Genomic DNA, 12,972 nt, shown 5'->3' on the forward strand with positions numbered 1-12,972 from the left:
ATTAAAATTATGAGAGTTATCAATAAAAAAATTACACGGATCATGTCCCTTTTGATGCTTGGGGTTTCTTTCATTGGGTGTAAAAAAGATTTTTTGGATACCGATCCAAAAGGACTTCTGATTGCCGAAAAAACGTCCGATTATGACTTATTATTAAATGCAGAGTCTATTCGTGGACAGGGGCTGGCATCGCATATCCTGATGTCAGATGAGCTTGCTGGCTATGCCCCCCTGTTCTCCGTATTGGGTACTGGGACCTTCCGGCTATCGGATCAGAAAGCTTTTCGTTGGGAAGATGACATCTACCTTGCAGACGATAACTATTCCGAATTTAACTCGCTCGTACGGCAGTTATATTACTACAATAAGGTCATCAATGAAGTGCTAGATTCCAAAGATGGAACTGAAAGTCAGAAAAAGTCAATTCGATCCGAGGCATTAGCAGGGCGCGCATATGCCCACTTTATGCTTGCGAATTATTATGGGAAACCCTACAATGAAGAGAGTGCATCTACTGATCTGGCAACCCCGCTTTATAAAATTGCCGATGTTACCCAAACGACTTTTACACGGGCAACTGTGAAAGAAATGTATACGCAGATTGTCGCCGATCTTACAGCTGCTATTCCTGATCTTCCCCAGAAAGCAAGCAACCGAATCCGGATGTCACGACCTGCTGGAGAGGCACTTTTGGGAAAGGTATATGTGTACATGGGCAGGTTTGACCTGGCAGTACCATTACTGGATGCAGCCCTAAAAGATTTAGCTGGAGCAAGCCTCCCGGTAGGTTTATATGACTATAATAAGGAGTTGGCGACTGGCGGTGCATTTACACCAGTCAACCCATTCATCGGTCCGGCTCGGGGAATGGATCCCTACGCCGATACGGAGGTTTTATATTTAAAATCTACGTCTAACCTTTACGTATACCTTGCATCAGGAGTTATCCTCAATCCCCAAACGGTGAAGAGCTTTGCAAATACTGACCTCAGGAAACAGTTTATGAGCAACTTTTCATTTGGTATGACCGCCCTATATCCTCAGGATATGCAACGAGCTTGGGGAAGAGGCGGAGTGACCAATTTGGGGATAAATATTCCTGATATCTACTTACTGCGGGCGGAATGTAAAGCTAGGCTTGGTGATCTGAACGCTGCTGTAGAAGACCTGGTCACCTTAAGGAAAAATCGGATGCCAAGTGCCGAAGCTGGGGTTCCAACAGCAATCGCTGCTGATAAAATAAAATTAACCCGGTTTATTTTGGAGGAACGTACACGAGAGTTTTTTATGAATGGCGAGCGCTGGTGGGATATGCGGAGGCTTTCTGTCGATCCAGATCATAAGAGCACAGTCGGCGATACCCATCAATTGTACGATAAAGATGGTAAGGTAACCGCGACCTTCAAACTAAAGCCTGAGCGGCTGACGTTCCGGTTCCCGCTCTATATTTTGCAGTCAAATCCAGCTATGCAGCAGAATCCATAATACGTCCAAATTTATAGGTGATTTGAGCTAAAAATCACCAAAAAGGTAGAGACTCCAGGATATTCTATGCTGTTGGACTAGATATAACTGACGAAATTTTGAATCATAGTCAACATAAATAATAAAATAACAACTAAAATAGATTGAGAAAATGAAAAATTATGTAATCATTTTTATACTGTGCATGTATGTCAGTATGGGATTTGGGCAAGGTAAGAAAACACGTGTTCGTGTGGATATTAAGCCCTTGGTGGGAAAGACCATGTGGTTTAGTTTTGAAGATGGGGAGACTGATGCGAAAATGCTCGCACCGGATGCAGATGGTATTTTTGAATTTTCTGCCACATTGGAAAAACCTATAGATGTTCGATTGGGCATGGATGAGCCTGTGAAGGGATCATTAAATCTCTATATCGAACCCGGCGATGATCTTTTGATCAAGACCGACTTTAAAGACGCTACGACATTTACAGGAAAGGGAAAGGAAAATGCTATCGCCTACAAAGATCTGATGGCACTTTATATCAAAAACTATTCTAGTATTGATGCCACCAAAGTTTCGACGGAGGTCCTAAATGAGCAGATTGCACAAATGCGCAAAGATAATCTTGCTTTTTTAGAAGCCAATAAGTCAAAAGTGAGCAAGGATTTTTTCGATTTCCAGTACATCAAGTTCTATTACGATGGTTTAGGCTTTGAGATTATCATGCCCTATATGATCAGTCAGGGACTGAAAAAAAAGTTTAAAGAGGTCCTTCCGGCAGATTATCTAAATATGCTTCAAAAAGTAAAGCTTTCAGATGATCTACTCATTTATTATCCCTATAACAGGTTTGTCCGAGGAAGTTTACCAGGCTACCTGAGATATAAACACATGCTCGAAATCGGAAAAGAAGATAGCCTTGTTACGCAAAAAGAGGAAGAAAAGCGTAAGATGGAATATGATCTGATCAAAGCGAATCTCACCGGGAAAATCAGAGAGCTTGCATTATTCTCGACTGTTAACAGCCTATTGTTAATTGCCAAAGACGTCAACGATTATAAATCTTATATCGATAAGTTTGCCGCAGATGGTGGAAGTGATGCACATGTGACGGAGCTCCAGGGAATTTATGACCGTGCGTTAACACTCGCTTCTGGTGCAACACCACCACCATTTGAGCTGGATGATATCAACGGAAAAAAGGTATCCTTAAAAGATTTTGCCGGAAAGGTAGTCTATATTGATTTTTGGGCGAGTTGGTGCTCACCCTGTAGGCAGGAAATGCAATCCGGAAGTCCCAAGCTCCACGCACGGTTTGCTGATAACAAAGACGTGGTCTTCCTGTACATCAGCATAGATGACAATGAAGCCAAATGGAGAAAAGCAATAGCCGACGATAAGATCGAAGGTATACATCTTTTGTCAAAAGGTGGAACCAAGAGTGTCGTTGCCAAGGCATTCAATATTTCCGGTATTCCAAGGTATGTGATTATCGGCAGGGATGGTAAAATTTTGGATAATGATGCGCCAAGACCTAGCAATGACGAAACTTATAGTCAATTGATGAAGGCATTGAATAACAAATAGTCTGTGCTGGTTTTATTCTTTAGCGAGGGTATTTTAGCATATTGCCAAAATACCCTCGCTTTTATTAAGAATAATCTAAAAGGCATATTCAATTTTCGAGATAATAATAGGAGCATAGGGCTCCGTAAATGAATAGGGATCAGCAGCAGAACGTGTAGATAGATTCTTGATTTTGAAGCCGGGGCTTGCTAGCCAACCATCTACTTTTGAAGCAAAATATTCAGCCGAAGCAGGCTCCTTTGGGGCATGTCTTAAAATTTCTACCCTTGAAGGGATAGCAAATGTTACCGTGAAAAAAGTTCCTGTCTGCGTGAAGGAAGCCGATTCCAAAGATGGAATATTATCTATTGGATAGCCGTTGTCGGAAAATTCCAGCCCTATTTTGAAGGCATCTTTCCCATGCGCAAAAGGTTTTACGATTAGGCTGTCGCCATTTGTGGTAGAGGCGATAACTCCATTGGCTTGACTTCCTGCAAAGGTAACACGGATTTCCTTGATAGATTGGAGTGCATATAGGTTTGGTATAGTAAGGGCATTGGATATAAAACTATCATAAGGACCTGCCATTGTATAAAAATAAAAATAGGAGCGATCGTTTTGAAGAAAATCCTTATCCATCACATTCGGGCGTTGATAGCCGCTGACATATCCTACCGCATATTTTGAAAATGAAGTCTCCATGTCCGTAGAAAACAAATTTGGATCCGACCATTTATTACTATATGGATCATTGCGTATCCCTATGACATTCATGTCATCAGTAACGACTCTGGTTACCATTCCGGAAATTACATCTTTCGTATTTCTAATGTCTATAAGATGATCAATCCCGTTGGTTCGTAGTATTCCTGTTATTGCATTTACTCCTGGAGGGTAGCTTGTACTTTCAAATAGGGCACCATTGTAGATTTGCGATTTGATTGAAGTTGTTTTTCCGGTTTCTTTAAATAATAAGGTTCCTGAATACTTGCCATTTCCGCCAGATAGCGTTCCATCGTATAATGTGACTAAGGTACCGTTCCATAAATCGGCATTTTTTATCAGGCTGTCGATATTTGTGGTTCTTATACCGATGTATCCGGTCCCACTGACTTTAACATTTGAAAGCGGTATGTCAACTAATGCCACTTCACCATTTTTGTTGACGAGTTTTTGTCCAGTTAGATTTATGATTAGTCTTTCACCAAGCTTAAAGTTGGGAATACTGTCAAAACGTATAACAATTCCCGTATTATTATTCGTTTCTTCGCTCTGAAGAACAATTGTTTTAGCTTCAATATTCTTTGTTGTGTAATCGGATATAACAATACCATTTATTTGCAAACCATTATCTCCGTCGGGCAGCACAATTTCGGCTTGTTTACTTAATGCTTTTAATTCTCGGAGTGTAATATTCTTTGTACCCAAAAACAAAGGGCGCAAGTCTGGAGCTTCCGTCTTTTTACATGCGGCAAATAGTGTTAAAACTATTGAGCCTATTAATATGATATTTCGGTTCATGTTTTTTATTTTATTGATTGAGATCCGTATTTGTTGTTACCAGATTTGCCTTGTTGTGGCTCTCAGATTCGGGAAGATAGTCACACTGTTGTATTGGACAGTGTTGTCACTGTTTAATTGTGAGGGCAGATTCATTAGCTGTTCATGTTGAAAACCTGATATGCTGAGTACATAAGCATGTCCTCCATTGGCCGGGATTCCTGTATTGATTAATTCTTCGCCGTTGCTGCTGCGATAGATGCGAAATCCGATAACACCATTGGAGGCATCTTTTACGTCAAAGATAACATAGGAGGTGGATTGCCCATATGCCAGCTTTTGAGGCAGGTTTTCTGTCGTTAGCCCACCTTCGGCAGTTACTCTGCTACATTTGATTGCCTCCGTATCGGGACTCTGATGCGAAATAGTTAAGGCAACTTGTGAACTATCTAGCTTGAGTGACCTGTTGGCAGGAATGCTCAGGATCTTAAAGGTCGGCTCACTGCTCGCCATCTTGACAGGACCATCTATGAGATATATCAACGAACCCAAATCTTTTTCAAACAGGAGTGTTGTATCTACCAACGTCTTATAGGGTTTTGTTCCAAAGTTGCTGGTTATCGTGTCCGGTATCATGTAGTTAAATTGAAACCGGTGGTTCCCTGCAAGATAATTGATGTACAATAAGCCGGGAACAGTGCTAAAAAATTTGGGGTATTCAACTTGTTTGGGTGTTGTGGTCAGATCAAAAAAAGGCAAATTTCCAGTATTGTTATGGAGTACTGTATCCACAAAAATTCCTACCCCGCCAGTGGTATACTGTTTTAGTACGTCCGAATTTGCTAGATAATTAATTTTGATGGCTTCTCCATTTCCTGGAATCGTCGCATCGATATCCTTTTTACAGGCTGTTATAGTCGATAATAGGCAGGTTATCGATAATATGAAATGATATGTTTTTATGTTTTTTATCATCGTGTTGCTGTTTTTATAATACTTTTTCTTCCGTTCGCGGTCATATATAAATGACCTTCCTCGTCATAATTGAGGATTTCATCCGAAAATATACTCGAAGGTTTTCCCGGCGATGCGTATGGTTCAAAGCTGTACCCCGTTATATCGGCGGCCCCAGGAGCATATTGATAGCTTCTATCTTCCATAAAATCGAGCGTCATCCATTTGGGACCATCTACCAGCGAGGAAATGTTCTTGCCCGGGTTTCCAATGATCTGTCCATCTAAGTATTGATATAATAAGAAGATAAGTTTTCGGTTGGGCTTGGGTAAAAAACCAAAAGCGATTTCCGGTTTGCTGCTGTTTCCAATTGGTGCAGCGAAATTTACCTTAAGCCCATTAAATGGACCGATGTATTTTTTAGGAATGATGCCATAATTTTCTTGCTGGATATTGACTGATTTCAAAAGCGTTCTGCTTTTAAGGTCATACAGCCTGATTCCATTAAAAGTAGGCACATACATCATATTATCATTTGCCAGGATAATAGGGTTAGTTCCTTCAAAATTGACACCCGGGATTTCCTTTGGTGAAGCATCGCTTCGGAATAGATAGTCCAATCTGCCATTGTTGCTGTTGTACTTTGCTATAGAGGCACATGGGGTGTATAGCCACCCATATAGAAAACCAGGGGTAGTTAAAATAACATTACCATCAGCATCCGGATAGATACCTGTGGTTACTTGTAGGTTTATTTTGCCGATATCACCGATATAAGGTACAGCATATTCATGACTCCTATTTAATTGCCTGACGGATTTCAGCGCAATATCCACTTCGATAAAAAGGTAATCACCATTGTTTTTTATCGACAGCCAAGCTTTGGTACCTTGTGGATTGACGCCCCCCGTGACAAGATTATCTATACTAACATCGGTAGGGTTCAGCTGGGATTTTGTTAGGAGAGTTTCGATTGATCCCTCTTTCTTTATCCGCTTTAGGGTACCTGTTATCGGCTCGTAGAAATATAAATCACCCTTTCCATTGACACAATGTAAAAATATACTGCTGGGATCGCTTATTTTAGCATGATTTGTCATCTTAAGTGAACGATCAAAACTGTCAGGGCCGAATTGTGAAAAAATACTGATCGAGGCCGCATTGATACTATACCCACCTGAAGTTATTTGAACAGGAATGTTCTTACCTGATCCCATCTCCTCGGCAATGATAACTTTAACACGGTCCAATACACTTTGAGCGGAGTCTGAGGAATTAGGCCGGTAGTGTAGTGTATCGGATCCTACGATTGGTGCCTCGGCCTTACCGATCTTTATCTTCAGTCCGTTATTTGGCTGTAGTCGCCCTATGATAGTCATTGTGTCACCTGCGATGTAACTGGTTTTGTAAGAATATTTTGCCTCATTATTAATTTGTGGTAGGGCATCCAGTGTATTTTTAAAATCGTCTACTTTCCTACAGGAGCTTAAACACGCACAGAGCAGGAATAGAAGTAAGAATATTTTATGTTTCATGTGTTTGATATTTCTTAATAATATAGTCAGCATTAAAAGGAATACATAAAAGAGCAGATAATATGTCGATCGGTTTTATACTCGTTGTTAATCATATCGCCACCGATGTCAATGTGGTCTTTTCCTTGATATGTTGCTTTTTCATATTTGTAGGTAAAGTTTTCATCTTCAGCAATACGTATTGGCTGATTGAGTATATTTTGTACACTTAACTTGAACTGAAGACTTTTTAATAACCTCTGGGTAAGCGCAAAATCCAGCATCTCCCTTTTAAGTTCGATCAGACTTCCCTGTTCGCCCTGATTAATAATGGGTACATTACCTTGAATATCCATACTAAAGGCCGATCCATTGGCTGCGGCATAAATATTTGGACCAGTCAAATTCCAGTTTAGCGCTATTTTTGTCCCTGATCCCGCATTGTCGTAGTAGAGGCCTGCATTAAAGATATAGGGCGACTGTCCCTGTAGCTGGCGCGTATAATATGGGTTTAAACCGGGATTTAAATTTTTGTTTATGGTCGTATCAATGTTCTTTTTGACCTCGCTTTTGATCCAGGTAAAGTTGGCCGATACCGATAGGTTCCTAAAAAAAGCAGTTGGAATAAATCCTAGGTTTTTTCGTACTTCGAACTCTATTCCGCTTACGGTAGCCCGGTCTGCATTACCAAAGCTCACCGTAGCTGGTCCACCGAAATACAAGCTTCTGTAAATCATCCGTTCAATCGGTGATTTTAGTTTTTTATGGAATGCTCCTAAGCTCACTATCTCCGCATTGATATTCTCTTTGGGATACCATTCAATCCGCATGTCATAGTTTTTTATTTCAGCGGCTTTTAAAAGATTATTACCCTTTATCGTTTGATTGTTGAGATAATCCAGTTCGCTATAAGGAGATAGTTCCCTAAATTCGGGCCTATTTACCGTTTGCCCGTACGCTAGTCTGAACACCAATTGATCTATGGGGCGATAACCAATATTGATTGAAGGGAGATAATTTGTCTTTTTGTTGTCGACAAGTACAGGTTTGTTCACGTCGCCAACACGTTCAGCAGGTATGGCTCCAGCTACTTTTTGTCTATTGTATTCTACCCTTAAACCGCCATAGATATCCAACTTTTGATCAAAAGGAAGTAGGCTGATAGCTGCATAGCCTGCATTTAATTGTTCACTCGCCACATAGGCATCGCTTCCGCTGGTACGGTCGAATACCTTTAAAGCGCTACCATTATCCCTTAGATATTCTGCAGACCAGACTTTTCCCAGTTCTTGTTCCTGAAAGAAAACCTTGCTGAAATCTATAAAACGATTATTGCCACCTATAGCAGGATTGTCCGGGTATCCTGCGCTGTTTAGGTCTCCCTCATTGAGTGTATATACACGACGGAACAATCTTCTGGATTTCCATTGTTGGTAAGTCCCGGCTTTCACCGTAATCCATGGTTTAAATTTGTATGTGTAATCGACCGAACCGTTATAAACGTTTTCGGTATTTTTGGACCAGGATCTTGACAGTATACCGCGTTCCAGGCTATTGTCTTTATGCTCAATATCATCAGGGCCGGGAACATAACGATAAGCAGCTGTCCAATTGAGTTCATCCGGGCCTGGCAAGATGACCCTTGCTCCATCTTGGCGATTTTTTTGAAAGCGGATCACACGTTGATCAGGAATTTGCTGGATACTATATGTATACCCGAGGTTCCATGCCAGCAATTGTTTTCCTTTGTTAAAAAAATGATCACCACTAAAGTTTCCCGAATAAAGTGAACGCTGTGTATAGCTTAAAATGATATTTCGCTCTTGCAGGTCAAAACCTGTAATCCGATCTCTCCAGATCAGACCGGGTAGATGTGCAAGGTCGCTTGAAGGTTCATGGATCAGGTATTGGTCATTCTTACTTGTTCGTACCACAGTACCGCTTTGACCTTGTTGTAAAAAATAATTCTTAAACATCAATGTACTGCTATCTCTGATCACATAGCTGAAGTTCTGCAATAAATTTAGCTGCGCCATTTCCGTACTTTGATTTTCCTGCGTGATCACGTGGGTTCGGTCAAGATTCCCCCCATAGAAGCTATTGCTGCGGTCTACGGCATACTGTTGTCCTTCACTTTTATAGCTTAGCGAACTTAACATGCTTATTTTTCTCGAGCCGATCTTAAAGGAATTGTAGTAGTTTGCAGTCAATTGCATCATGGGGAGCATAAGTTTATAACCGTACTGCAAATAGGGGCTGAAATTATCGACATAATCCTTTTGACTCAACGTTGCTTTCGTAAAATCCCCATACCCAGGTACGACGGCAGGTAATTTTCTCAATCCATTGTCAAATCCCAAAAAGTCAGTTCCGCTACCCCGATAGCTAAGAAATTTTGGAGAAAAAGTTGTATTGGGACGAGCTCCCAGTTGTAATTCCAGATCAAAATGTTTGATATATCGTGCATCCTTGGTAAATATTTTGACAGCACCTCCTGTCATGTCTGCCATAAGGTCGGGTGCTGGAGATTTGTACACCAGAATTCGATCTATGATACGACTAGGGATAAGGTCCATAGAAAATGCTCTAGAGTAGAGTTCTGTCGATGGGGCAATATTACCATTCAAATATGTTAGGTTGTAGCGCTCATTCATCCCTCTTATTATAATGAATTTGTTATCTCGAACAGAGACCCCGGCAATCTTTTTGACCACTTCTGCGGCATTTCGGTCTGCCGATTTACTGATTTCCTGACTTGAGATCCCGCTCATTAGTGTCTTCGCATTTTTGATCTCCGAAAGTAATTGTCTTTCCGAGGTGTGGGCGACGGGGGTTCTGATCTTTCGTAAATTGTTTATGACGACTTCTTCCAGTACATTGGCACCCTGTAGCTTTATGTCATAGATCTCTTCTTTGGAGGAGGAAGCTTTTACTGTGATGACTTCAGGTTTGTATCCAATAAATGAAACCTGTAGTGAGTAGGCGCCCCTGGGAAGATCTGCAAAATTGTAATAGCCTTGTTGATTACTTTGTACCGCTCTTTTCAGTTCTTTGATATAGACAGTTGCACCTGAAAGAGGTTGAGAACTTTCAAATTCTACGATACGGCCCTTTATCGAGCCAGTGCCTTTCTGTTGTACAGGAGCTTTTGGTATAGTCGGTAAACTGAAGATAATGTATTCATCTCTGTTTTCATAGTGGATACCAAATTTTCTTTTGATCAACAGAAGTACATCTTCCAATGTCAAAGAAGCTATGGAGTTGTCAATATGGTCTGCTAATTTTGAATTTATTTGTTCGTCAAATGTAAATCGAACGTTGGGAAGCTGTTCCTTTATTGTAGCGATGATTTGTAGTCCAGTAATGTCTCCCGTTGACAATCTTATTTTCTTTTCGAGTATCTGGGATTGTGCGGATTGTGTAAATAAAAAGCATACAGTGAGGACAAAAGTGTATATATAGATACACAGTTTTTTCTTTCTTTTTTTTAATAAAATTTCTTTCATTTGTATCTAAAATTCGATGGGGCCTTAATCCCGGATTTTAATTTAGTTAGACTGTGTTTTCAGTCGAATACTCAGCCGTTCTGCGTCAACAGGACGGCTTTTTTATTTGTTTCTCTTTTTCATCTCCTTTCTTTTAATAAATTGTTATATGGTCTCCTTTAATCGTGTACGATATCCCTGTTGTGATGGAAATCATATCCAGTACTTTATTGAGTGGAATGTCTTTAAAACTTGTACTTATCTTTTTATTGGCCAATTGCTGATCCCTGATCTCGATTTTAACCGCATACCATTTTTCCAGATCCAGACAGATCTGCTTTAGGGGAATAAGATCATAGGTTAGCTCGCCATTTATCCATGAAATGGTCTCTGTTGCATTGCTTTTGATCACCTTAAAAAGACGATTTTTTTGATTATAGATAAGCTGCTGGTTTGGTTGTAGATTAGCGAGCGTACGGTTGTCATAGCTGACATTTATTCTACCCGTATGTAGCGTAATTATTTGCTGACTGTCCGATCTATCGGCATTTACTTCAAAGCTTGTTCCCAAAACTTTTGTTGTCAATAAATCCGAGTGTACTTCAAATACTTTCAGGTTGTTGTGTGTAACTTTGAAATATGCCCTGCCGGATAATTCAACTTTTCTGTCTGCTTGATTGAAATTGGCGGGTACTGTTAGAGAGGAGCCAGGAAAGAGTAGGATGTTACTACTGTCTTTCAAAAGGACTTTTAATTGTTTTCCAAGAGCTGCACGATAAACGGTTGGGGTAGCTTCTTTATTGATAGATCGCTGATACGCAATAATTCCTAATGTGCTTAGGATAAAAAATGAAATGCATGCAGCGTAAATAAACCATTTTTGTTTTTTTTCGCTTGGGATTAGGTTTAATTCATTTTGTTTTGATTGAAAAATTTCCCATGCTTTGGCCTTTTGGGTTTGAGAAAGCGGGTAAGCTTCACGATCTAATTCGGACCACGCCTCTCGCATGCAGGATTCTATATACCCGGCATCTATATCCAGTGATAAATAATGAATAATCAGCTTACTTTCATCTTGAGAGCTTAAGCCTCTGAAATAAGTGACAAGTGCATTGCGTGATGGTCGTTCAATCTTCATATCTTAAGGGCTTTGTATATAGCCCTTTATATAAGAATGTAAAACTGAGAGAGGATAACTAGTTGATTTTAAAGTTTAATGATTAATTGATTTTAATTTAATATACTTACTGCCGACTGAGTTGTTATATACATCAAGACGACTACATGTGGATATTCATATAATTCCCTTCGAATGATTTTTAAGGCTGAAGTTATATGGTTGTTTACTGTGTGGATGGAGAGGCCTGTTTGCTCTGCAATTTCTTTCTGTGTCAATAATTGATTGCGGCTCATCAAAAATACCTCACGTTGTTTAGCGCTTAGTTTGCGCAATGCAGCTTGATAACTGGTCTGTAAGTCTTTCATCGAAAGTTCGGGGTGGTCATTGGATCCTAACAACTGTAGCGGAATATCGTTATAATCGGTTGTCAGTATGACTTTCTTTCGTGCTAAACCTGCCATTTCCTGTCGTAATATTCCGAATAGATAATCCGTCAAATGGGTGTTGAGATGATTGATTCTGTATTTGTTTTGCCAGATTTTTAATAAAACGTTCATTACAAGTTCCTCGGCATCCTGGTGATTTTTGATCGGTTTTAATGAAGCAGACAACAGGCGTGGATAATAATAGTCAAAAATATATTTAAATGCCGTATCATTACCATCTATCCACATGTTTATGTGGCGATCAATTATCTTAGTTGACATCATAATGCTCTTGAATTTTTTACAAAAGTATTTTTTCAGTGTTAATATATTATTAACAAATGCATTAAGGATGGTTTAATATTTTCATGTCAAAACAGGATAATTTAAAAAGTTGATCATACAGCTTAGAAAACCAACCTATACATGGGTATTTATCGATGCGCAAAAAACACGTCATTTGAAGCAGAGATTAATAGTCAGTAGGTGAGATTGTTATTATTAAGTTGCTTTTAAACGTAATGGGTAATTCATCTGCCCCTTTGAACAAAGAATTACCCATTGACGCAATTTATATTACAGCTCCCCAAAACGCGAGAAGGCGATGTGCAATTTATTTTATTTTTACTGGTTATTCGTCAGAATGTGGGTTATGACTTTGTCCCCATTCTTGTCCTTCGTGTGAATGTTCGGGTCTATGCGATGAGCTCGGGTTCGAACCAGCAGCGATACCTTGTTCAAGTTCTATCGTCAAAGCTTTAAGCTCTGGAGCGATATAAGTTGCTTTCTTTTCCATTTGATTTTTTTTTAATTGTGTAACTTTTTAGTTTGTGATTTTATTAAAAATTTATTGAAACAATTATATGTATATTTTTTAGTGAAATATAAAATTGTAAATATGTAAATGATGTCTTGTAGAGAAACATCTACTTTGTTTGTT

9 protein-coding genes are annotated in these 12,972 nt (G+C 39.6%); 2 read left to right on the forward strand and 7 right to left on the reverse strand.

Translation table 11 applies throughout. The features are described from left to right. Positions 1 to 9 precede the first annotated feature (9 nt). Positions 10 to 1,485, forward strand: a complete 1,476-nt coding sequence (locus LC454_RS17190; RefSeq protein ID WP_223583701.1) for a RagB/SusD family nutrient uptake outer membrane protein — start codon at positions 10 to 12, stop codon at positions 1,483 to 1,485. Between the two features lie 151 nt (positions 1,486 to 1,636). Then, a complete protein-coding gene (locus LC454_RS17195) occupies positions 1,637 to 3,055 on the forward strand; it encodes a TlpA family protein disulfide reductase (RefSeq protein ID WP_223583702.1) in 1,419 nt (472 codons plus the stop codon). A 75-nt stretch (positions 3,056 to 3,130) separates the two neighbouring features. On the opposite strand, the gene LC454_RS17200 is transcribed toward LC454_RS17195, so the two are convergent. The 7 genes from LC454_RS17200 to LC454_RS17230 form a co-directional block, all read right to left on the reverse strand. Next, positions 3,131 to 4,555, reverse strand: coding sequence for a DUF5689 domain-containing protein (locus LC454_RS17200; RefSeq protein WP_223583703.1), 1,425 nt, complete (start codon positions 4,553 to 4,555; stop codon positions 3,131 to 3,133). A 36-nt stretch (positions 4,556 to 4,591) separates the two neighbouring features. Beyond that, positions 4,592 to 5,509, reverse strand: a complete 918-nt coding sequence (locus tag LC454_RS17205) for a hypothetical protein (RefSeq protein WP_223583704.1) — start codon at positions 5,507 to 5,509, stop codon at positions 4,592 to 4,594. Next, on the reverse strand, positions 5,506 to 7,023 hold the full coding sequence (locus LC454_RS17210) for a hypothetical protein (RefSeq protein WP_223583705.1): 1,518 nt from the start codon (positions 7,021 to 7,023) through the stop codon (positions 5,506 to 5,508). Before LC454_RS17210 ends, LC454_RS17205 begins: the two co-directional genes overlap by 4 nt. A gap of 32 nt (positions 7,024 to 7,055) precedes the next feature. Further along, on the reverse strand, positions 7,056 to 10,382 hold the full coding sequence (locus LC454_RS17215; RefSeq protein WP_223583706.1) for a TonB-dependent receptor: 3,327 nt from the start codon (positions 10,380 to 10,382) through the stop codon (positions 7,056 to 7,058). Between the two features lie 259 nt (positions 10,383 to 10,641). Continuing rightward, a complete protein-coding gene (locus LC454_RS17220; RefSeq protein ID WP_223583707.1) occupies positions 10,642 to 11,625 on the reverse strand; it encodes a FecR family protein in 984 nt (327 codons plus the stop codon). Positions 11,626 to 11,717: 92 nt separating this feature from the next. Next, positions 11,718 to 12,317, reverse strand: a complete 600-nt coding sequence (locus LC454_RS17225; protein ID WP_223583708.1) for a sigma-70 family RNA polymerase sigma factor — start codon at positions 12,315 to 12,317, stop codon at positions 11,718 to 11,720. Positions 12,318 to 12,663: 346 nt separating this feature from the next. Further along, the gene (locus tag LC454_RS17230; protein WP_223583709.1) at positions 12,664 to 12,828 is read right to left on the reverse strand and encodes a hypothetical protein; all 165 of its coding nucleotides are present in this window, start codon (positions 12,826 to 12,828) and stop codon (positions 12,664 to 12,666) included. Between the last annotated feature and the right edge of the window lie 144 nt (positions 12,829 to 12,972).

The organism is Sphingobacterium sp. GVS05A (genome assembly GCF_019969845.1).
Lineage (GTDB): Bacteria > Bacteroidota > Bacteroidia > Sphingobacteriales > Sphingobacteriaceae > Sphingobacterium.

What these genes read in the sequence shown, in the direction of transcription:
- LC454_RS17230 (WP_223583709.1), bottom strand. Translation starts at nt 12,828, where the DNA reads ATGGAAAAGAAAGCAACTTATATCGCTCCAGAGCTTAAAGCTTTGACG.
- LC454_RS17200 (WP_223583703.1), bottom strand. Translation starts at nt 4,555, where the DNA reads ATGAACCGAAATATCATATTAATAGGCTCAATAGTTTTAACACTATTT.
- LC454_RS17220 (WP_223583707.1), bottom strand. Translation starts at nt 11,625, where the DNA reads ATGAAGATTGAACGACCATCACGCAATGCACTTGTCACTTATTTCAGA.
- LC454_RS17225 (WP_223583708.1), bottom strand. Translation starts at nt 12,317, where the DNA reads ATGATGTCAACTAAGATAATTGATCGCCACATAAACATGTGGATAGAT.
- LC454_RS17195 (WP_223583702.1), top strand. Translation starts at nt 1,637, where the DNA reads ATGAAAAATTATGTAATCATTTTTATACTGTGCATGTATGTCAGTATG.
- LC454_RS17210 (WP_223583705.1), bottom strand. Translation starts at nt 7,023, where the DNA reads ATGAAACATAAAATATTCTTACTTCTATTCCTGCTCTGTGCGTGTTTA.
- LC454_RS17205 (WP_223583704.1), bottom strand. Translation starts at nt 5,509, where the DNA reads ATGATAAAAAACATAAAAACATATCATTTCATATTATCGATAACCTGC.
- LC454_RS17190 (WP_223583701.1), top strand. Translation starts at nt 10, where the DNA reads ATGAGAGTTATCAATAAAAAAATTACACGGATCATGTCCCTTTTGATG.